The organism is Streptomyces sp. NPDC051963 (genome assembly GCF_044593495.1).
Lineage (GTDB): Bacteria > Actinomycetota > Actinomycetes > Streptomycetales > Streptomycetaceae > Streptomyces.
In genome coordinates, this window is the sequence record NZ_JBIUCC010000017.1 from 67,714 (window position 1) to 89,602 (window position 21,889).

The following is a 21,889-nucleotide window of genomic DNA, read 5'->3' on the forward strand; positions in this document are numbered from 1 at the left end:
GTCGGCACAACCGGAATCCTGTCGTCCCGTTTGATACCGGGAACGGTCGGACACCCCCTGTTCACCCCTGACGACCGGGAACGTTGGATTCCGCGAGCACTCTCCTCGGCGTGAGACGTATCGCAGGGATAGTCCTCGCGGTTCTGCTGATCGGCGGAGTGGTGGCAGCCGTCGTAGCGGGCCGACAAGGTGAGGACCAGGGCACGGCAACGAAGACCGTGCGCGCGGTGATCGGGTCGGAGAAGGCGGAGTTCTTCGCCGACCCCAAGGTGGTGGACGCCCTTGCCGCCAAGGGCTACACCGTGCAGCCCGAGACCTCCGGGTCGTGGGCCATGGAAGGGCTCGACCTCAAGGGGTACGACCTCGCGCTGCCGTCGAGCCAGGCGCCGGCCGTCGAACTGGCCGCGAAATACAAGGTGTCGGGAACCCTCCCGCGCCCCTTCTACTCCCCCCTCGTCGTCGTGGCGCACAAGAACGCCGCCGAGGTGCTCAAGGCGAACGGACTCGCCACGCTGGACGCGTCGCACCGAGGCACGCTGAGGATGCGCGCCTATCTGGACGCCGCTCGGGCCGACCGCACCTGGCAGCAGCTCAAGGGGGCCGAGAAGTACGGGGAGTTGACGGGCACCCTGTATCTGTCCAGCACCGACCCCGAGACCTCCAACTCCGGCGCCCTCTACCTCGCGGCCGCCTCCTACGTCGAGAACGGCGGCAAGGTCGTCGCAACCGACGCCGAGATCGACCGCACCGCACCGCTGCTGCGCAAGCTGGTCAGCGTGCAGGGCGCTCAGCAGTCCGGCAGTGACGCCGTCTTCCGGGACTTCGTCAGCGGCGCCGGCAACCCGCTCGTCGTGGTCTACGAATCCCAGGTCGCCTCCCTGCTGACGGCGGGACAGCACCCTGACGACCTGGTCGTCCTCTACCCGGACACCACGGTCAACAGCGACCACACCGTCGTACCGCTCACCGACGACGGCAAGGCCGTCGCCGAACTCCTCTCCACGGACCCGCAGTTGCGCAAGCTGGAGGTCCGGCACGGGTTCCGCCCCCAGGGCGAGGCCACGGAGTTCACCTCGGACGCCACCTACCTCAAGCAGCAGTTGACCGGCGTCCGCCAGGCGCCCGTGCCCACCTCCGAGGTGCTGCACGAGCTGGCGCGACGGGCGCGCGGATAAAGGGGGAAGCAGTACATGACCGGCAATGACGAAACCTTTGTCCTCACTCCGCCCGAGCCCGTCGCCGCCGTGCTCCGGGAGAAGGCCGGCGGACTCGTCCCCGTCGACGACAGCGTGCGGGACGACATGGCGCGGAAGGCCGCCGGGTACGTCGAGGGCCTCGCCGCGCTCGACGCCCGGTCCCCGGAATTCGCGGGCAAGGTCGGCGAGATCACCAACCTCGGCGCCGGCGAGATGCGCAGCGCCGCCGCCCAGTCCAACCGGATGCTGGAGCGCACCGTCCGCAGCCTCCCCGACAAGGGCGGCGACGCCCACTCGCAGGTGGCGGGCTCGCTGGTCGAGCTGCGGCGGGTGGTGGAGGACCTGGACCCGCGTGACCTGCCCGCGAGCAAGGGACGCAAGTTCCTCTCCAGGCTGCCCGGCGGCAACAAGCTGCGCGACCACGTCGCCAAGTACGCCTCCTCGCAGACCACGTTGAACAAGATCGTGGGCTCGCTGCGCGGCGGCCAGGACGAACTGCGCCGCGACAACGCCGCGTTGCAGACCGAGCGCGTCCGCCTGTGGGAGACGATGGGCAAGCTCCAGGAGTACGTCGTCCTCACCCAGGCGCTGGACACCGCCGTCGAGCAGCACATCGGCGGGGTGGAGGCCACCGATCCGCAGGCGGCCGACAGTCTCCGTGCCGACGTGCTCTTCCCCGTCCGGCAGAAGCACCAGGACCTGCTCACCCAGCTCGCGGTGTGCGCACAGGGCTACCTCGCGATGGACGTCGTACGACGCAACAACGAGGAGCTGATCAAGGGCGTCGACCGGGCGGCCACGACCACCGTCTCGGCGCTGCGTATCTCGGTCATGCTCGCCTCCGCGCTCGACAACCAGAAGAAGGTCGTCGACCAGGTCAACGCGTTGCGCGGCACCACCGAGGACCTCATCCGGGGCAACGCGGAGATGCTCGCCACGCAGAGCGGCGAGATCCAGCGGATCGCCGCCGACCCGGCCGTCGGCGCCGAGACACTCCGCGGCGCCTTCCAGCAGATCTACCGCACCCTCGACGCCATCGACACCTACAAGGTGCAGGCCACCGAGGTGATGGCGTCGACCGTGGAGTCCCTGACCTCCGAACTCCAGAACGCCGGCGCCTACTTGGAGCGCAGCCGGTCCCAGGGTGCGCTGGAGGGGGGCCTCGGATGACGAGACGCACACTGGCCGCCTGTCTGGTGGCTCTCGGCCTGCTCACCGCCTGCACGGCACAGGACGACGGCATCGACGGCGTTTCGACTCCCGGTGTCCCCGGCCCCGCCGAGCCCGGCACCCTCCGCGTCCTCGCCTCCAGCGAACTGAGCGACATGACCCCGGTCCTCGACCAGGTCGAGAAGGACACCGGCATCAAGGTCCGGCCGACGTACATCGGCACCCTGGACGCCGTGGACATGCTGGCGAAGGGGACGACCGACGGCCGGTACGACGCGCTGTGGCTGTCCTCGAACGACTACCTCCGACTGCGCCCGGAAGCGGCGAAGAGGGTCGTCTCCGAGACGCCCGTCATGTCCAGCCCGGTCGCGATCGGAGTGAAGTCCGCGACGGTGAGGACGCTCGGCTGGAAGCCCGGGGACGTCACCTGGTCCCAGCTCGAACAGGCCGTGCAGGACGGGAAACTGACGTACGGCATGACCGACCCGGCCCGCTCCAACTCCGGCTTCTCGACGCTGGTTTCGGTGGCCTCGGCCCTCTCCGGCGCCCAGTCGGCGCTGACGGACGCGGACGTCACCAAGGCGACTGGGCGACTGAAGGAGTTCTTCAAGGGGCAGAAGCTGACCTCGGGTTCGTCGGGCTGGCTGGCGGCGGCGTACGACCGGCGCGGGAACGTCGACGCGCTCCTCAACTACGAGTCCGTCCTCAAGGGCATCCCGGGCCTGACGGTGATCCGCCCGAGCGACGGCGTGGTCACCGCCGACTACCCGCTCTCCTCGCTCGTGGCCACGGACAGCGAGACCCGGGAGAACGTCCGGCGTCTCACCGAGGCCCTGCGCACCCCGGAGATCCAGCGCGCGATCACCGAGCGCACCCACCGCCGGCCCGTCGTCGCCTCCGTGCGGCCCGCCTCCGGACTCGACACCGACCGGCGGCGCGAACTGCCCTTCCCCGGCAGCCGTTCCGTGGCCGACGGACTGCTCGACTCGTACGAGAACGAACTGCGCCGCCCGTCCAGGACCGTCTACGTCCTCGACACCTCGGGCTCGATGCAGGGCGACCGGCTCGCCGATCTGAAGCAGGCCCTCACCGCTCTCACCGGCGACTTCCGGGACCGGGAAGAGGTCACGCTCATGCCGTTCGGGTCCGACGTGAAGAGCGTGCGCACCCATGTCGTGGAGCCTGCCGACCCGCGGACCGGACTCGACGGGATCCGGCAGGACACCGCGGGGCTCACCGCCCAGGGCGACACCGCGATCTTCACCTCGCTCCAGAAGGCGTACGACCATCTGGGCAGCGACCGCGACACGTTCACGTCGATCGTGCTGATGACGGACGGCGAGAACACGACCGGCGCGAAGGCTTCGGAGTTCGACGCCTTCTACGCCGGACTGGACCGGGACGGCAAGGAGATCCCCGTCTTCCCCATCCTCTTCGGCGACTCCGACCGCTCCGAGCTGGCGCACATCGCCGAGCTGACCGGCGGCCGTCTCTTCGACGCCCAGCAGGGCTCGCTGGACGGCGCCTTCGAGGAGATCCGTGGCTACCAGTAGGTTCACCGGCTATCTCGAGTCCCGCAAGAACATCACCGGCAGCCTGTGCGGGCTGCTGGGTCTCGCGCTCACCTTCGCGGGCGTGGCGGGGCCGTACTGGCCCGTGGTCGTCGCGGGACTGTACGGGGCGGGCGCGCTGATCGCCCCGCCGGAGCGGCCGCCGCTGCCCGACTTCCCGGACCCGTCGGCCCAGCTCGACGAGGTACGGGCCGACTTCGAACGGCTCACCGCCTACCTCGCGGGCGTCGAACTGCCGCCCGCCGCCGCGGGCCGGCTGGCCGAGCTGACCGAGCTGCTGGCCGCGTTGCTGGATCCCGGCTGGGTCACCGAGGTGCTCGCCCAGGACCCGGAGGGCGTGCACGCGGTGTCCCGGGCCGTACGGCAGGACGTACCCGAGGCGGTCGACACGTTCGTACGGACCCGGTGGTGGACCCGGCTCACCCCGGGCCAGGAACCGCCGGAACGCCACCTGGAGCGACAGCTGACGCTGCTGCACGAGGAGGGGGAGCGGCTGGCCGCGAGCCTGCGCGACACGGAGGCCCGACGGCAGGAGTCGCACACGCGGTACTTGGAAGACCGCCAGCAGTAGCCGGCCAAGGGGCGCGGGGCGGTGTCGATATGCGGCTCCGCCGCGTGGGCGCGACCAGCCACGACGGCGCCGCACCCGCCAACGGCGAAGGCCGCCCACTCCTTTGTGCGCGGCCTTCACAACTCACAACCGCGGGCGTCAGCCCAACCGCTGCACCAGCGCGCGGTACTCGTCCCACAGCTCCTTCGGCGTGTGCTCGCCGAAGGTGTTGAGGTGCTCGGGGACCAGGGCGGCCTCCTCGCGCCAGATCTCCTTGTCGACGGTGAGCAGGAAGTCCAGGTCCTCGTCGGCCAGTTCGAGGCCCTTGGTGTCGAGGGCGTCCTTCGTCGGCAGGATGCCGATCGCGGTCTCGACGCCCTCGGCCCTGCCCTCCAGGCGCTCCACGATCCACTTCAGGACGCGGCTGTTCTCACCGAAGCCGGGCCAGACGAACTTGCCCTGGTCGTTCTTGCGGAACCAGTTGACGTAGTAGATCTTCGGGAGCTTCGCCTGGTCCTTGTCCTTGGCGACGTCGACCCAGTGACCCATGTAGTCGCCCATGTTGTAGCCGCAGAACGGCAGCATGGCGAAGGGGTCGCGGCGCAGCTCGCCGACCTTGCCCTCGGCGGCGGCGGTCTTCTCGGAGGCCACGTTCGCGCCCAGGAAGACGCCGTGTTTCCAGTCGAAGGACTCCGTCACCAGCGGTACGGCGGTGGCGCGCCGGCCGCCGAAGAGGATCGCCGAGATCGGCACGCCCTTGGGGTCCTCCCACTCGGGCGCGATGATCGGGCACTGGGCGGCGGGAGTGGTGAAGCGGGCGTTCGGGTGGGCGGCCGGGACGTCCGAGGAGGGCGTCCAGTCGTTGCCCTTCCAGTCGGTGAGGTGGGCCGGGATCTCCTCCGTCATGCCCTCCCACCAGATGTCGTTGTCGTCGGTGAGGGCGACGTTCGTGAAGACGGAGTTGCCCCACAGCGTCTTCATGGCGTTGGCATTGGTGTGCTCGCCGGTGCCGGGCGCGACGCCGAAGAAGCCGGCCTCGGGGTTGATCGCGTACAGGCGGCCGTCCTCGCCGAACCGCATCCACGCGATGTCGTCACCGATCGTCTCGACCGTCCAGCCGGAGATCGTCGGCTCCAGCATCGCGAGGTTGGTCTTGCCGCACGCGGACGGGAAGGCCGCGGCGACGTACTTCGACTCTCCCTGCGGGGGCGTGAGCTTCAGGATCAGCATGTGCTCGGCGAGCCAGCCCTCGTCGCGGGCCATGACGGAGGCGATGCGCAGGGCGTAGCACTTCTTGCCGAGCAGGGCGTTGCCGCCGTAGCCGGAGCCGTACGACCAGATCTCGCGGGACTCCGGGAAGTGGGAGATGTACTTGGTCTGGTTGCACGGCCAGGCCACGTCCGCCTCCCCCTCGGCCAGCGGGGCGCCCAGGGTGTGGACGGCCTTCACGAAGAAGCCCTCGGAGCCCAGCTCGTCGAGGACCGGCTGTCCCATCCGGGTCATCGTGCGCATGGACACGGCGACGTACGCCGAGTCGGTGATCTCGACGCCGATCGCGGACAGCGGCGAGCCGAGCGGGCCCATACAGAAGGGCACGACGTACATGGTCCGGCCCCGCATCGAGCCGCGGAACAGGCCCTTCTCGCCGGCGAAGATGTCCCGCATCTCCGCGGGGGCCTTCCAGTGGTTGGTCGGGCCCGCGTCCTGTTCCTTCTCGGAGCAGATGAAGGTGCGGTCCTCGACCCGGGCGACATCGGTCGGGTCGGAGGCCGCGTAGTACGAGTTGGGCCGCTTGATCGGGTCGAGCTTCCTGAAGGTGCCCTTGGCCACGAGCTCCTCGCACAGGCGCTCGTACTCGGCCTCGGATCCGTCACACCAGACCACGCTGTCCGGCTCGGTCAGTTCAGCGATCTCGTTCACCCACGAGACCAGTTCTTTGTGGTTGGTGGGTACGACGGGGGGAGCCGCGATGTCGCGCGCCACGATTGCTCCTTGATGAGGGATTTTTGGTTGGAGGCCCCGTGGGGGCTGCGACCCGGATGCTTCCCAGTGGCTTGCCTGGCGCTCATCCGGTGCCGACCGCACTCATTTGATCATCCGACGGGAGCGCCCATCTGTCCAGAGGGCGTCACAGGTGAGCAGAGTGAGCATCGCCACGCTTGAACCCGTCTCTTTGTGTGCACGTTGGGTTCAGCTGACCGTCTCTTTGCGTGACCTGCCACATGGGAGCCGCCAACTGCCGTGAGACGATGGCCACTCCGCGCCGGTCATACAGACAGACTGACGCGTAACTTACGGTTACGTAGGTACGATGCCCCGCATGACTGCGTCCGCCTCCGACGCGCCCCTGGACAACGCGGCCGTCGGCCACCGTCCTCATGCGCTCGCACTGCCGCATCCGATCAAGCCCAAGCTCCGGGGCTGGCTGCATCTCGGCATGTTTCCGGCCGTGCTCATCGCGGGCCTGGTGCTCACCGCCCTCGCCGACTCACCCAGAGGCCGCGTCGCCTGCGGGATCTACGTCCTGACGGCCTGCCTGCTGTTCGGCGTCAGCGCGGTCTACCACCGGGGCAACTGGAGCCCCCGAATGGACGGCATCCTCCGCCGACTGGATCACGCCAACATCTTCCTGATCATCGCCGGCACCTACACCCCGCTGACGATGCTCCTGCTCCCCGGGGCCAAGGGCCAGGTGCTGCTGTGGGGCATCTGGGCGGCCGCGCTCGCCGGCATCCTCTTCCGGGTCTTCTGGGTCGGCGCCCCGCGCTGGCTCTACACCCCCTGCTACATCGCGATGGGCTGGGCGGCCGTCTTCTTCCTCCCCGACTTCATGCGCACCGGCGGCATCGCCGTGCTGGTCCTGGTGATCGTGGGCGGCCTCCTGTACAGCGCCGGCGGCGTGATCTACGGCATCAAGCGGCCGAACCCGTCACCGCGGTGGTTCGGCTTCCACGAGGTCTTCCACTCCCTCACGCTGGCGGCGTTCGTCGTGCACTACGTGGGGATCTCGCTGGTGGCGTACCAGCACGCATAGCCCTCCGGGGAGTTCATCGCAGTGGCCGCGGCTTTGAAGCCGCGGCCATTTTTCATGCCCACGCCGGCATTCATTGACACCCACCATCATTTGAGAGTTACTCTCATTTCATGGCTACTGTCACTCATAACGCAGGCGTGGACCGCGACCCACGCCGTTGGTGGGCCCTCGGCGCCCTGGTCGCGAGCATGCTCACGCTCGGCTTCGACATGACGATCCTGAACGTGGCGCTGCCCACGATGGCCGGCAATCTCGGCGCCAGTACCGGCGAGCAGCAGTGGATGGCCGACTCCTACGTCGTCGTCTTCGCGGCGCTGATGCTCCCCGCCGGACTGCTCGGGGACCGGTTCGGGCGGCGGCTGATGCTGATCACCGGGCTGGGGATCTTCCTGGCCGGTTCGGTCATGGGCGCCCTGGCCGGCGATGTGACCTGGGTGATCGTGGCCCGCTCGGTCATGGGCGTCGGCGCGGCACTGGTCACGCCGCTCGCCCTGTCCGTGCTGCCCTCGCTGTTCGGCCCGGCCGAGCGCACCAGGGCCATCGGCATCATCTCCGCCGCGTCCGCGCTCGGCCTGCCGCTGGGGCCGATCATCGGCGGCTGGCTCCTGGACCACTTCTGGTGGGGCTCGGTCTTCCTCGTCAACGTCCCGATGGCCGCACTCGGCATCGCCGCCTGCGTCCTCCTGCTGCCCGAGACCCGCGATCCGGCCTCCCCCAGGGTCGACGTCGTCTCCACCGCGCTCACCGCGGCCGGGCTCGGCGCCCTCATCTACGCGATCATCGAGGCCCCGACGCGCGGCTGGGGCGACCCGCTGGTGCTCGGGATGTTCGGCGGGGCCCTCGTGCTGATCGCCGCGCTGGTGGCACGCGAGCGGCGGGCCGCGCGCCCGATGCTCGACATGGCGCTGCTCGGCCACCGCGGCTTCCTCTTCAACACCCTGGCCGCGACGCTGGTGATGTTCGTCCTGTCCGGCCTGCTGTTCGTGCTGCCCCCGTACCTCCAGGCCGTCCTCGGCACCGACGCCCTGGGCACCGGGCTCCGGCTGCTGCCGATGATGGGCGGTCTCCTGGTCGCCGCACGGGTCGCGCAGCAGGTCGTCGCCCGGTTCGGGGCACGGGCGGTGGTGAGCGCGGGCATGGTGGTGCTGGCCTTCGCCGCGCTCCTCGGCAGTCGTACGACGGTGGACTCCGGCTACGGCTTCACCGCGCTGTGGCTCTCCATCACCGGCGTCGGCTTCGGCTTCGCGCTGGTCCCGGCGATGGACGGCGCCCTCGGCACCCTGCCCCGCGACCGCGCCGGCAGCGGCTCCGGGCTGCTGATGACGCTGCGCCAGGTCGGCGCCGCGATCGGCATCGCACTGCTCGGCAGCCTGCTCTCGGGCGCCTTCCGCGACCGGCTCGACGTCACCGGGCTGCCCGCGCAGGCGGCCGACACCGCCGGGGAGTCGGTGGTCGCGGCGCACGTCGTCGCCGAGCGGACGGGCTCGGCCGACCTCGTCGCGTCCGCGAACAGCGCCTACGTCCACGGCATGGGCCTGGTCCTGCTGGTGTGCGGGATCGCCGCCCTCGCGTCCGCGCTGCTGGCCGCCGCGTTCCTGCCCGGCACCACCGGCGTGAAGGAAGAGTCCGCCCCGCCCGTGGAGGTCCCCCAGGTGGATGTCCGACAATGACTCCATGACGGCCGCACGCATTTCCACCCCCGCCGACCGCCCCCAACCGGGACTCCGCGAGCGGAAGAAGATCAAGACTCGCACGGCGATCCGCACGGCGACGTACGAGCTGATCCGGGAGCAGGGCTACGACGCCACCACGATCGAGCAGATCGCCGAGCGCGCCGAGGTGTCACCGTCGACCGTCTTCCGCTACTTCCCGACCAAGGAGGACATCGTCCTCACGGACGAGTACGACCCGATCCTGATGGAGGAGCTGCGCAACCGGCCGGCGGACGAGGCGTGGATGGAGTCCTTGCGGTACGTCATGAGACTGGCGATCAGTGCCGGGATGACGGAGGAACCCGAGATCGTCCGGCTTCGTTCGCATCTGCTGGTCCAGGTGCCCGCGGTGCGTTCCCGGATGCTGGCGAGCATGTCGGTCACCGGCCGGATGCTCGCCGAGGCCGTCGCCGAACGCACCGGCCTGGCCCGGGACAGCCTGGAGGTCCGGGTCTACACAACCTCCCTCATCGGCGGACTCGCGGAGATCTCCCTGTACTGGGCCGAGAACGACTTCAAGGACGACCTCCACGACCTCCTCGACCGCACCCTGGACGTCATCGAGCACGGTCTGCCCACCCGGAAACCCTGAGGCCCGCAACCCCTCACCTGATGTCGCCCTTCCCGCAGGCGGTTCCGTCCCCGTTGCGGTCGAGCTTCAGGGGGTCGTCCTTGCCGTTGATCTTCAGGCGGCCGTAGTCGTTCTTCTTCAGCCAGTCGCAGCGGGCCTTCGTCGTCGCCCTCACGGTCGGCGGGAAGTCGGTCGGCACGCACACGTTGATCGAGCCGTAGTGCCGGTCGCAGCCGGAGACGGTGGGGCCGACCTGCTGCGAGGTCCGCTTCTCGGCGGGCCCCGTGACCTTGCCCCGGAGGGAGTCGGCGAAGGAGTGGACGTGGGCGGAGGCGGTCTCTGCGGCCAGTGCCGACGGGCCCTGGAGATGCACCCACTTCGCCACCGACGGAACGCCGTTCGCGTCGACCGCGAAGAGCATGTACCAGCCGGGCGGCGCCAGGTCGGGGTTGCTCGTCACGTTCAGGTCGACGTTGTCGCCGTCCACCGACAGCGGCAGGTCCACGAACCGCTGGTTCGGATCGGAGGAGTGCGTCACCGCGGCCGGACGGATCAACTCCGCCTTGGCGATGGCCCGGTCGACGGTGATGCGCTGGGTGTCGCCGTACGTCCACTCGGTGTCGATCACCGAAGTGATCGTCGGACGCTCGCCCTTGAGGAGATAGGGCGGCGTGTAGATCGACACGTCGTGGTTCCAGGTGCCGTTGCCCGGGTTGTCGCCGGTCGTCATCACCCGGCCGTCGGGCAGCAGGAACGCGGAGGAGTGATAGCCGCGGGCCTCGGGGTCGACGGCGACCGGGTCGAAGGTGTTGGCCGCCGGGTCGTAGATCGACGACTCGTAGACCGGGTCGGCCCTGTTGTGCAGCGCGCCGCCCGTCTCCAGGACCTTGCCGTCGGGCAGGAGGACGGCGGAGACGTACATCTTGCCCTGGGCACCGGTCTGGGCCACCGGACCGTTGCCGAGGTCGACGGTGCCCTGCGGGATCGGCGGTCCGGCGACGTACGACGGGTTGGCGGACTTCAGGTCGATGACGTCCGTCAGCCGGCCCGCGTCCGGGTTGGAGTCGATGTTGCCGCCGCCGAGGGTGAGCACCTTCTGGTCCTGTGCCGGGGGCAGCAGCACACTCGCCGACTGGTCCCGCTCGTCCTTGTTCTGCAAACCCGGGACCTGGGTGATCGTGTTGGCGGAGTAGTCGTAGATCGCCGAACCCGTGCCGGGGATGTTGTTGCCGAAGACATGGCTGCCCGAGTAGAAGAGCCGCCCGTCCTGCATCAGGATCATCGACGGGTACAGACCCCAGTACGACCAGGTCTGGTTGACCCGCCACAACGGCAGCCACTGCTGCTCCGCGTCCGACCACAGCTCGGCGGTCACCGAGCCCGTCGAGTCCTCGCGCAGACCGCCGAACGAGATGACGTCACCGTTGCCGAGGACGGTCGCCGACGGATACCAGTGACCGTCGTTCATGTCGTTCGTCTTCGAGTACGTCTCGGTCACCGGGTCGAAGACGTACGAGTCCTTGAACCCCTCGTAGCCATGTCCGCCCGCGACGGGGTACGCCTTGTTGCCGCTCATCACCAGCACCCGCCCGTCCTGGAGCTGGACATGCCCCGCGCAGAACATGTCCTTCGGCGTGGGGATGACCTTGTAGGTGCCGTTCGCCGGGTCGTACACGGCCGAGGTGAACGTGCCCGCCTCGAACATCGACTCGTCGTTGCCGGAACCCGCGATCAGCAGCACCTTGCCGTTGTTCAGGACGACGGAGTGCATGGAGCGGACCGGGTTCTGGGTGGGCAGGACGTCCCAGCGGCCGTCGGCGCACTCCTGGGGCGTGCCCGTGCACACCGGGTCAGGGACCGGGTCGGCGACCTGTTCCATCGTGTAGTCGTCGGTGGTCGCGGAACCGGTGCCGTAGACGGAGACGCCCCACGAGATCCGGTCGGTGCCGGCCGGGACCTCGGGTGTGCGAACCGTCGCCTCCGTCCAACTGCCCGCCGTCTGAAGCGTCTTGAGGTCGGTCCAGTACTGCCAGCCGGCCGCGGCGTCATGGCGGAAGAGGGTGAGCGACGCGTCGGGAGTCGTGGTCTTGTACCAGAGGCCGAGGTCGTACTGCTTGCCCGCGGTGACGACGGGCGCGCACTCCGCCGACTCCGTGATCAGCGCCTTGCGGTCGCCCTCGGCGCGACGGGTGAGCTCGACCTTCATGGCCTTGCCGCCCGAGTGGGCGTCGCCCACGGTCTCGAAGGTGAAGTCGTTGTCGCCCCAGCCGGACTTCTCCCAGCAGTAGGGCATGTCACCGCTGCCGGCCGTCTCGAAGCCGGGGTTCTTGACGAGGTTGGCGGCGGAGGCGGGTTGGGGCGTGGTGAGCAGCAGCCCCGAGGTGAGGCCCACCACGGCCAGGATCGCGGTTCTTCTACGGTGTCCGGTCACGCGCCTCTCCTCGCCGTGCGGCTCCCGCGCAGTCCCCTGCGCGGGAGATAGACCAGAGCCTCGGTCCCTGCGAAACGCAGGACGAACGTCGTCACCAGCGCGAGCGCGGTGGCGGACAGTGCACCCATCCCGAACCGGTGCACGAACAGTGCGATCAGCGGGATGCGCAGCACCAGGTCGGCGTTGGCGAGCAGGGCGAACCGTCCGGCGCGGTCCCACAGACGCCGGTGCCGGCGCCGGTCGCGGAACAGCAGATGCTCGATGAGCAGGAAGTTCCAGGCGACGCCGAGCTGGTTGGCGACGATCTCGGCGGGGAGGTAGTGCATGCCGAGGGCGGTGAGGACGTACAGGCCGAGCAGGTTCGGGACGAAACCGGTCGCGCCGATCAGTCCGAAGCCGACCATGCGCGCGACCGGCGAGGCCGAGCGCAGGCCCACGAGGTGGCGCAGGAAGCGGAAGCCCTCCTGCGCGGTCGACTTGGACTCCCCCGCGAACCGGTCCTGGAAGACGAAGGGCACCTCGGAGACCTCGCGCGGGCGGCTGCGGACGGCGAGTTCGAGGAGGATCTTGTAGCCGAGCGGCTGGAGGACCTCGGCCGTGACGAGGCTGCGCCGGATGGCGAAGAAGCCGCTCATCGGGTCGCTGATGCCGTGCAGCCGGCGCGGGAAGAGGGACTTGGTCAGCCAGGTCGCCCCTCGGGACACGGCCACGCGATAACTGCCCGCGAGCCCGGCTCTGCTGCCCCCCTTGATGTACCGGGAGGCGACGACGAGACCGGCGTTCGACCGCTCGCCGGTGGCGACCAACTCCGGCACCAGGGACGGCGGATGCTGGCAGTCGCCGTCCATGACGACGATCCAGTCCGAGGTGGCGGCCTTGATGCCCTCGACGACCGCGCCGCCGAGCCCGCCGACCGGCTCCCGGCGGTGCAGCACGGTCACCGGGAACGGACAGTCCCGCGCCGCCTCCTCGACCACCTCGGGGGTGTCGTCGGTGGAGTCGTCCACGAAGACGACCTCGCAGGGCAGCCGGGACGGCACCGACTGGGTGATCTGGCGCAGCAACTCCCTCACGTTCGCCGACTCGTTGAACGTCGGTACGACGATGGTGACGGCGCCCGGCTCCGGAACCTCGGAGGCCTCCACGTCCGGTACGGGTGTGGTGTACTCCTGGCTCATCGGACGCCTCCCGCGGTCTGGATCTGCCGGATCTCGATGCGGTCCTCGCCCTTGCCGAAGACGGCGACCGGAGTCGAGTGCTCGATGGCCGCCTTGACGTTGGGCAGGTCGACCGCGTCCCGCCGTACCGTCGGCGAGGCGACCACGTAGTCGATGTCCCGCCAGCCCCGCGGCATCGTCTTCGTCACCGCCGGGTCCAGGTCGGCCTTGTAGAACCAGATGACGCCGAGCCCGGGCTCGTACCCGGCGTGCACCAGGTCCAGCCAGAGCGCGTCGTCGACGAGTACCCGCGTGTCCCCGGGGTCCGCCACCTCGCTGCTGAGCCACTTCGAGGCGGCCCGGTAGGGCGCGTTGGCGTCGGCGGTGACGGCGGTGCGGTCACCGTCGTACCAGCGCGGTACGACGTAGGCGCCGGCGGCGAGCGCGAGGACGACGGCGAGTGCGTACCGGCCCCTGGTCAGATACCGCTTCTCGTCCGGCGGCCGCCATCTGCGCAGCACGGCGTGCGCGACACTGGCGGCGCCTCCGGCGAGGAGCAGGGCGAGGAAGGGCAGGGCCTGGATGACGTACATCGCGGGCAGATAGCCATTGGGGCGCAGCGCCAGCCCGGCGAGGATCGCCACGGTGAGCGCCGGTCCGGCCAGTGCGCGGGCGGTGACCGACCAGCGCCAGGTGGCCAGCAGCAGCACGGCGCCCGCGAGTCCGCCGAGGGGCAGGACACGGTCGTAGTAGAGCCAGGACTGAAGGACGCCGTACGAGCCGGAGCCCCGGTCCAGGACGAAGCCCGAACCCGGCCTGGTCATCTGGTACTTGATGCCGTCCCAGAGGGAGACATGGCCGCCGCCCGGGAGCAGTTCGCCCTTCAAGAGCGCGAAGAGCGGGTACGCGAAGCCGATCAGGGCGCAGGCCGTGACGGCGCCGGTGAGGGCGAACTTGCGGGTGTCGCGGTGGCTGTGGCGCCACATGGTGACGAACAGCGCCGGCAGGACGACGAGCATCGTCTCCTTGGTGAGCACCGCCGTGGCGGCGGCGATGCCCGCACCGAAGTGGTGCCAGAGGTGCCGGCTCGGGGAGGCGGCGAGGCAGAACGCCAGCAGCGTCCACATCACCGCGAGGTTGTCGAGGAAGATCTCACGCTGGAGGACGACGGACAGCGGCGAGAGCCCGAAGAGGGCCATACCGAGGCCGGCGGCCCAGCGCGGCAGGGACAGACGCCGGCCCAGGGCGTAGACGAGGACCGCGCTGACGGCGCTGACCAGCAGCATCATCACGCGCATCGAGCCGACCGTCATCGACTCGGGGCTGAGCGCCGACGGTATCCAGGTGAGCAGGGCGATCTGCATCCAGCCCAGCGGCGGATGGTCGTACCAGTACGTGTAGTGGGCGATGCCCTCGCCCTGCTGGACCGCCCAGGCCTGGGCGAGATAGGTGCCCTCGTCGTCGCTGAGCGTCGGGTAGTCGGCGATGTTCCAGCCCTGGACGACGAGGATCGCCACCAGGAGGACACCGCACAGGAGGAGGTCGGGACGGGAGGAACGCAGCCTCTTCGGCGGGGCTGTTCGACCGGTCGAACCGGCGTGAGGCGCAGGCTGCCGCTGCGCGGGGACCGTAGGGGTGGTCACCGCGGGAAGAGTGGAGGTCACGCAGGAACGTCCTCTCGGATCACTTCGGTGAGATGCGCGCCGACATGCGTGGTCAACTCCCAGTCGTTCCGGCCGCGTTGCTCACGCCAGACGGCGCGGACGGCGGCCCCGGCGAGGAGGACCTGATAGAAGGGACCGCCCACGACGAGCTTGATGTAGTGGACGGGGCGGACGCGTAGCCCGTACTGCTTGCCGAAGTCGTGCAGTCCGACGACCTCGAAGACGAAGGTGACGAACGCCGTCACGGCCGGCAGGAAGGTGATGAAGGCGATGCCGACCGGTACGTCGAGGAAGATCGCGATCGCGGCGTTCAGCGGGATGACGACGCCGGTGAAGGCCTGCATGAACGGCGTCATGAGCGTGTAGCGGGCGAGCAACCGCTGCCCGAAGCCCGGGAGTTGCTTCCAGTCCTTCTTCCGGTAGACCTGGAGGAAGCCCTGGTTCCAGCGGGTGCGCTGCTTCAGGAGCGACACCAGCGAGCCCGGGGTCTCCTCCTTGGTGACCATGTCGGAGTCGTAGGCGACGACGACCTTCTTGCCGACGCTGGAGAGCCGCACCCCGAGGTCGCAGTCCTCGGCGAGACAGTCGGGATCCCAGCCGTCGGCCTCCCGCAGCACGTGCGTCCGTACGAAGACGGTGTTGCCGCCGAGCGGGATGAACCCTTTCTGCGCATGGAGATGGAGCCGGGAGCGGAACCAGAAGAAGTACTCCAGACAGTTGCGCAGGCTGTACCAGCTGGAGTGGAAGTTGATGAGCTGGACACCACCCTGGACGACATCCGCTCCGGTCGTCCGGAAGGCGTGATCCACATGGGCGAGCAGCTCCGGATGGACCTGGTCCTCCGCGTCGAAGACCCCCACGATGTCACCGCGGCAGTGCGGCAACGCCGTGTTCATGGCCTTCGGCTTGTTCTTCTTCTCGTGGGTGTCGACCACCACGCGGACGCGCGGATCGCGCTCCGCCGCCCGGTCGGCCACCTCGGTGGTCTCCGGGTCGTCGTGCCCGACGATGACGATGATCTCGAAGTCGGTGTGCGTGGACTCCAGCAGCCGCTGGATGGTGTGGTCCAGCACGGCCTGCTCGTGCCGTGCCGGGAGCAGTAGCGAGAACGAGCGGTGATCGCCACCGTCCGGTCTGCTGAATCGGGTGGAGGCAAGCACTTCGGGCGTACGCCACGCGTGCATCTGCCACCACAAGGTGAAGGCCGCCATCCAGAACAAGGCCAGTGAAACGGCAGCGATGAAGACAGACGTCAGCACCAGATCCCCCCAGATCCCCAAACCCCCTGTCGCGACGGTGAGTCACTCCCGCCGCGTCACTGTGGAGAGGTTAGGGGGGAACTGTGAAGCCAGAAGCTTGCTCCGATAAATAGCTTGTTTCGGAACGGGGGTGCCACTAGCGGGACACATCCGAACACGTACGCAATCCGACCGCGCCGAAATGCACCCCTCTGCTCCTTTTTCAGCCGTTCAGCGTGGCGCGCAACCGCTCGACATCGGTCGTCGGCGCGTCACAGGTGAAGTTACGGCAGACGTATGCCGCCGGTTCGCCCTGGACGAGCGGCCGGCCCTTCAGAAGCGGGAGTTCGTCACTCTCCGGAGTGCCCACGGCGATGACCGCACCGGGGGCGGTGCCGAGAAGTGCCGTACGGTGCAAGGCCCTTGTGGCTTCGTCGTCGAGGGACGGACCCACGACCGCGACCTCCTTCGGCCCGTCGAGAAGAGCCTCGGCGACGGCGAGCCCCCACCCGATGAACCGTGGCACCCGCGGCCCGAGCGCCTTGACGACACCCAACGCCCGCTCGGCGGCGGCGCGATGGGGCTCGGCGCCCGTCTGGGCGGCATAGCTCAGCAGGGCACCGGCCGCGGCGGTCCAGCCGGAGGGCGCGGCGTTGTCGGTCGGATCCTGCGGCCGGCGGATGAGCCGCTCGGCGTCGGAGGCCGTGTCGAACAGCGCGCCGGACTCCGGGTCGACGAACCGGGCGAGCACATGATCGAGCAGGAACCCGGCGAACTCCAGCCACACCCCCTCCCCCGTCACGGACGCCAGCGCGAGGAAACCCTCGGCCACATCCGCGTAGTCCTCCAACACCCCCGCATTCGCCCCGACCCGCCCGTCCTTGCTGGTACGGGCGATCTGCGCATGGTCGTCCAAGTGCAGCCGCACAAGGAGATCGCCGGCACCGACCGCGGCCTCGATCAGATCGGGACGGTCGAAATAGGCGCCGGTCTCGGCGAGCGCGGCGATCGCCAGCCCGTTCCAGGCGGCCACCACCTTGTCGTCGCGGCCCGGAGCGGGCCGGTTCCCGCGCGCAACGAGCAGCCGCTGCTTGATCGAGTCGACCTTCGCCGCGTCGAAAACACCCTCGCGCTGCGGCAGTTGGAGAACAGAGGAGCCCTCCTCGAACGTCCCCTCCTCCGTCACGCCGAAGTAGTGCGCGGCGAGGTCGGCGTCCTCACCGAGCACCTCGCTGAGCTGGTCGGGGGTCCAGACGTAGTAGGCACCCTCGACATGCTTCCCGCTCCCGTCATCACTGTCGGCATCCAGCGCCGAGGCGAACCCACCCTCGTTCGTGCGCAGTTCACGCACCATGAAGTCGGCCGTTTCGAGAGCGACGCGACGGGCGAGCTCGGAGCCGGTGGCGCGCCAGAGATGGGCGTAGACACGGCACAAAAGCGCATTGTCGTAGAGCATCTTCTCGAAGTGCGGAACGACCCACTCCCGGTCGACGGAGTACCGGGAGAACCCGCCGCCGAGCTGGTCGTAGATCCCACCGCGCGCCATGCGCTCGCAAGTGTCGGCCGCCATCTGGAGCGCGCCCTCCGAACCGGTGCGGGCCGCGTGACGCAGCAGGAACTCGACGGCCATCGACGGCGGAAACTTGGGCGCACCGCCGAATCCCCCGCGCTGCGCGTCGTACTCCCTGGTCAGCCCGAGCAGCGCCTGCGCCAGCTCCGCCTCACCGGGCGCCTGGTTGTCGCCGTAGGAGATCTCCCGCCCCGCAAGGTCCCGCACGATCTTCCCGGCAACCTCCCCCACCTCGTCCCGCCTGTCCGCCCACGCACTGCGCACCCCCTCCAGCACCTGCCGGAACGACGGCATGCCCTGCCGGGGCGCGGGCGGGAAGTACGTACCGAAGTAGAACGGCTCGGCCTCGGGTGTGAGAAACACGGTCATGGGCCAGCCACCCTGACCGGTGGCTGCCTGGACGGCTTCCATGTAGACGGCGTCGACGTCGGGGCGTTCTTCGCGGTCGACCTTGATGTTGACGAAGTGGGTGTTCAGATAGTCGGCCGTCTCCTGGTCCTCGAAGGACTCGTGAGCCATGACGTGACACCAGTGGCAGCTGCTGTAGCCGACGCTGAGCAGGACCGGTTTGCCGCTCTCCCGGGCCTCCGCGAAGGCCTCGGCCGACCAGGGCCACCAGTCGACGGGGTTCTCGGCGTGCTGGAGGAGATAGGGGGACGTCTCTTGGGCCAGTCGGTTCGGCATGTGGTCCATCCTGCCGCAGTACCCGGGGAACACCGGACAGCACACAACCTGAGCTTGATCTCCCGGCCCTCTCCCCAGGGAGCCCGGTCCGCAGCACACTTGACCAAGAACCATTGCCGCCGGAGGGGGACATGACATGCGGGACAGCCATCGGGTGGAGGCCGAGCGGCTGTTGGCTCGGGCCGTGGAGGAAGAGGTACGGCGCTCGGGCGGGCGTACCGACGGTCAGGTGCTGATGACGCGGGCGCGCGGGGCGTTGGACGCCATGGCGCAGAAGGCCGTGGAGGAGTACGAGGCGTACACGCGCGCGCTGGACGAGGCGGAGGCCGGGCGGATCGGGTTCGGGCAGCGGTATGCGCGGGAGGGTGGCGGTACGCCGCTGATGGTGGCCGGTGTCGCCGCGGTCGCCGCCGCGGTCGCCGACCTGGTGCTCGGCACGGACACCGGGACGGCGATCGGCGCGGGTGTGGCCGTGGGGGTGGTGGGTGCGGCGGCCACCGTCGTGAAGGTCGCCGGGTCGCATCTGCCGGCCGCGCACCATCGCGCGGGCGCCGTCGGTCAGCCGGGCGGGCCCGAGCAGCTGCGGTTGCAGTGGCTGACGGCGTTGGAGGTGCGCGGTATCCGCCCGTGGCTCGACCAGCAGCGGGTGATCACCGCGTCCACCGGCCCGAAGAAGAAGGGGCCGCAGCTGCGCGGTACGGACAAGAGCGCGGCGGCGCGCGGGCGGAGTGTGCTGGAGCAGTCCTTCGGTCAACTGCCGGAGCCGGTGGGTCCGTTCGCGGGTCGCCGGGCCGACATGGCGCGGATCCGGCAGTGGGTGCAGGCGGCCCGCGCGAGTACGCAGACCAGGCCGACGGTGGTCGTGCTGCACGGGGCGCCCGGCAGCGGTCGCAGCACTCTCGCGATCCGGGCGGCGCACGACCTGAAGGACCAGTTCCGCGGGGCCTGCGTGGTGGACTTGCGCGGCGACACCGCGGAGGAGCCGCCGCTGACCACCCGGGACGCCCTGCTGCACCTGCTGAATCGTCTCGGTGCGCCGCGCGAGCAGCTGCTGTTCCGGGAGCGTTCCTCCCCAGACCAGCACCTCAAGCGGCTGACCGAGCTGTACCACCAGCATCTGACCGGCCTGCCCGTCACGGTGATCCTGGACGACGCCTCGGATCCCGAGCAGGTCCGCACGCTGATCCCCGAGCGCTCCGACAGCCTGGTCCTGGTCACCGCCCGCAAGGCCCTCGACCTGCCCGCCGATCTGCCGGCCTGGGTGCATCAGCTGCCGGTCGAGGCGCTGGACTCGGCGGGCGCGGAGGAGCTGCTGGGCGCGACGGCGCAGGACGCCTCCGGCCCGTACGACGCCGAATCGGCGGACCGGATCCGGGAGTTGTGCGGTGGACTGCCACTGGCGCTGCGTGTCGCGGGCTCCTCGCTCGGCCCGCGTTCACCGCGCGCGCTGGCGGCGGACCTGGCGGCGTACGGCCCGGTGGAACCGGTCGAGCGGGTGCTGTGGCTGCGCTACACCGACCAGCCCGAGGCGACGCGCCGTCTGCTGCGCCGGCTGGCGCTGGCGGGCCGGGCGTCCCTGGGCGCGGCGGCGGCCGCGGCGCTGCTGGCGACGGGCGAGGCGGAGGCGACCCGCCATCTCGTCGCCCTCTCCGACTCGGGCCTCATCGATCACGTGCGCGGCAACCGTTACCGCCTGCACGACCTGGTCCGCGCCTTCGCGCAGGCCCGGCTCCTCGACGAGGAGGAGCCCGCGGAGCGTACGGCGGCGCAGGAGCGCCTGATCGTGAACTACGCCGATCTGGCCGACTCGGTGCTGCGCCTGGTCGACGGCAACATGTCGACCCGCTCGGACCGCTTCAGCCCGCACGGCTTCACCTCCCTCGACGAGGCGCTGCGCTGGCTGGACGACGAGTCGAGCTTCATCACGGCGGCCCTGCGGCAGGCGGAGGGCGTCAACCAGGCGGCGGTGCTGAATCTGCTGGGCGCCCTGTGCGACTACTGCCTGCTGCGCGGCGACCTCTACCGCCTGGGTGAGATCAGCGAGCTGGCGCAGGCCGTCGACCAGGGCCTGCTGGTGCGGTCGGTGCAGTGGCGTACGGGTATCGCGGCCCGCCAGCTGGGCGAGCTGGACAAGGCGCGCACCACCCTTGCCTCGGTGGTCGACCTCTATATGGAGGCGCATCACGACGCGGGCGCTGCCCGGGCCCTGTGTTCGCTGGGCATCACCCTCCATCACCAGGGCAACCTCACCGATGCCGCGGCCAAGCTCCAGGAGGCCCTGGACCTCCAGGCGTCCGCGGAGCTGGCGACGGACCGGGCCTGGACGATGCACGCGCTGGCCGCGGTGGAGCGGGACCGGGCGCATCTGTCCCAGGCGATGGAGCTCCTCAATGAATCCCTCGTCCTGCACCGCGCGGGCGAGTCGGTGCACGGCGAGGCGTGGGCCCACTTCCAGCTCGGCCAACTGGCGCTGCGCATGGGCGACGTACCGCGCGCGGAGTCGGAACTCCGCACGGCCCTCGACCTCTACGGCCGCACCCACGACGCCCGCGGCGAGGCCTGGGCGCTGACCCAGCTGGCCCGCGCCCGGCTCGTGGCCGGCGACCCGTCCCAGGCGGTGGACGGCCTGCGCCAGGCGGCGGCACGGCACCGGGACAACGAGGACGCGCGGGGCGAGGCGTGGTCGGTGTACTACCTCGGCCAGGCCCTGGAGGAGACCGGCAACCTGGACCTGTCGGTCCGCGAACTGGAGCGCTCCCGGACGATGTTCTCCCGGATGCGGGACGTGTACGGGCTGGCCTGCGCCCGTCACCACTCGGCGCGGGCGACCCGGGACCAACGGGCCGCCCAGACCGGTTCGTTGCGCAACTCCGGCTTCGCCCGCCAGCTCCTGGTGGACGCCCGCGCCGACTTCCAGCGCATCGGCGTCGCGCACGGCGAGGCATGGACCTGTCTGGAGCTGGCGGTGGTGGACGCGGGCAACACCCGTACCCAGCAGGCGCTGGCCCTGTGCGACGAGGCCGTGGGCCTCTTCACGTCGTACGGCGACCGCCGCGGCGAGGACTGGGCCCGCTTCCTGCGTTGCACGCTGCTGCCGTACGCCGCTCCGGGCGGGGTGGAGATCGGCACGGCCGTGGCCCAGGAGGAGCTGGCCCAGCTGTCCCGCTCAAGGCACACGGGTCGCGACGAGAAACTGGACGACTATGTCGAGGCGTACACCCTCTTGCTGGAACGGGGCGTGAACCTCGAAGCCGGCTGGCAGGCTTGGCGGTTGGGCATGGTGCCGGGGAGGCATGCTCGGGAGGTCATGGGGGTGGCTGTGCGGACGGAGGCCTGAGCGG

At 69.9% G+C, this 21,889-nt stretch carries 14 protein-coding genes; 8 read left to right on the top strand and 6 right to left on the bottom strand.

Annotation, left to right across the window (positions count from 1 at the left end; all coding sequences use genetic code 11):
- Positions 1-110 precede the first annotated feature (110 nt).
- The 4 genes from ACIHFB_RS44115 to ACIHFB_RS44130 are packed head-to-tail and all read left to right on the top strand — an operon-like array spanning position 111 to position 4,508.
- Positions 111-1,175, top strand: a complete 1,065-nt coding sequence (locus ACIHFB_RS44115; RefSeq protein WP_400129808.1) for a hypothetical protein — start codon at positions 111-113, stop codon at positions 1,173-1,175.
- Between the two features lie 15 nt (positions 1,176-1,190).
- Positions 1,191-2,366 carry a toxic anion resistance protein gene (locus tag ACIHFB_RS44120; protein WP_400129809.1) on the top strand — a complete coding sequence of 392 codons (1,176 nt, stop codon included), beginning with the start codon at positions 1,191-1,193 and terminating at the stop codon, positions 2,364-2,366.
- A complete protein-coding gene (locus tag ACIHFB_RS44125; RefSeq protein WP_400129810.1) occupies positions 2,363-3,919 on the top strand; it encodes a substrate-binding domain-containing protein in 1,557 nt (518 codons plus the stop codon). Before ACIHFB_RS44120 ends, ACIHFB_RS44125 begins: the two co-directional genes overlap by 4 nt.
- A complete protein-coding gene (locus ACIHFB_RS44130; RefSeq protein ID WP_400129811.1) occupies positions 3,906-4,508 on the top strand; it encodes a hypothetical protein in 603 nt (200 codons plus the stop codon). Before ACIHFB_RS44125 ends, ACIHFB_RS44130 begins: the two co-directional genes overlap by 14 nt.
- 138 nt (positions 4,509-4,646) lie before the next feature.
- On the opposite strand, the gene ACIHFB_RS44135 is transcribed toward ACIHFB_RS44130, so the two are convergent.
- Positions 4,647-6,470, bottom strand: coding sequence for a phosphoenolpyruvate carboxykinase (GTP) (locus ACIHFB_RS44135; RefSeq protein ID WP_400129812.1), 1,824 nt, complete (start codon positions 6,468-6,470; stop codon positions 4,647-4,649).
- Between the two features lie 337 nt (positions 6,471-6,807).
- Here ACIHFB_RS44135 and ACIHFB_RS44140 point away from each other — a divergent pair, with 337 nt between their 5' ends.
- The 3 genes from ACIHFB_RS44140 to ACIHFB_RS44150 all read left to right on the top strand — a co-directional run bounded on the left by ACIHFB_RS44140 (position 6,808) and on the right by ACIHFB_RS44150 (position 9,825).
- A complete protein-coding gene (locus ACIHFB_RS44140; RefSeq protein ID WP_365284143.1) occupies positions 6,808-7,521 on the top strand; it encodes a hemolysin III family protein in 714 nt (237 codons plus the stop codon).
- A 110-nt stretch (positions 7,522-7,631) separates the two neighbouring features.
- Positions 7,632-9,191, top strand: coding sequence for a DHA2 family efflux MFS transporter permease subunit (locus ACIHFB_RS44145; RefSeq protein ID WP_400129813.1), 1,560 nt, complete (start codon positions 7,632-7,634; stop codon positions 9,189-9,191).
- Between the two features lie 4 nt (positions 9,192-9,195).
- Entirely contained in the window at positions 9,196-9,825 is a 630-nt protein-coding gene (locus ACIHFB_RS44150) for a TetR family transcriptional regulator (protein WP_365284139.1), read from the top strand.
- Between the two features lie 13 nt (positions 9,826-9,838).
- Here ACIHFB_RS44150 and ACIHFB_RS44155 read toward each other — a convergent pair whose 3' ends face one another.
- The 5 genes from ACIHFB_RS44155 to ACIHFB_RS44175 all read right to left on the bottom strand — a co-directional run bounded on the left by ACIHFB_RS44155 (position 9,839) and on the right by ACIHFB_RS44175 (position 18,548).
- Entirely contained in the window at positions 9,839-12,235 is a 2,397-nt protein-coding gene (locus tag ACIHFB_RS44155) for a galactose oxidase-like domain-containing protein (RefSeq protein ID WP_400129814.1), read from the bottom strand.
- Complete coding sequence (locus ACIHFB_RS44160; protein WP_400129815.1) at positions 12,232-13,413, bottom strand: glycosyltransferase; 1,182 nt, start codon at positions 13,411-13,413, stop codon at positions 12,232-12,234. The genes ACIHFB_RS44155 and ACIHFB_RS44160 overlap by 4 nt, the downstream gene beginning before the upstream one ends.
- Entirely contained in the window at positions 13,410-15,056 is a 1,647-nt protein-coding gene (locus ACIHFB_RS44165; protein ID WP_400129816.1) for an ArnT family glycosyltransferase, read from the bottom strand. The genes ACIHFB_RS44160 and ACIHFB_RS44165 overlap by 4 nt, the downstream gene beginning before the upstream one ends.
- The gene (locus tag ACIHFB_RS44170; protein ID WP_400129817.1) at positions 15,053-16,315 is read right to left on the bottom strand and encodes a glycosyltransferase; all 1,263 of its coding nucleotides are present in this window, start codon (positions 16,313-16,315) and stop codon (positions 15,053-15,055) included. Before ACIHFB_RS44170 ends, ACIHFB_RS44165 begins: the two co-directional genes overlap by 4 nt.
- 202 nt (positions 16,316-16,517) lie before the next feature.
- Positions 16,518-18,548, bottom strand: a complete 2,031-nt coding sequence (locus tag ACIHFB_RS44175; RefSeq protein ID WP_400129818.1) for a thioredoxin domain-containing protein — start codon at positions 18,546-18,548, stop codon at positions 16,518-16,520.
- 136 nt (positions 18,549-18,684) lie between these two features.
- Between ACIHFB_RS44175 and ACIHFB_RS44180 the strand changes: the two genes are divergently transcribed.
- Positions 18,685-21,885, top strand: coding sequence for a tetratricopeptide repeat protein (locus ACIHFB_RS44180; RefSeq protein ID WP_365284126.1), 3,201 nt, complete (start codon positions 18,685-18,687; stop codon positions 21,883-21,885).
- The last annotated feature ends 4 nt before the right edge of the window (positions 21,886-21,889 follow it).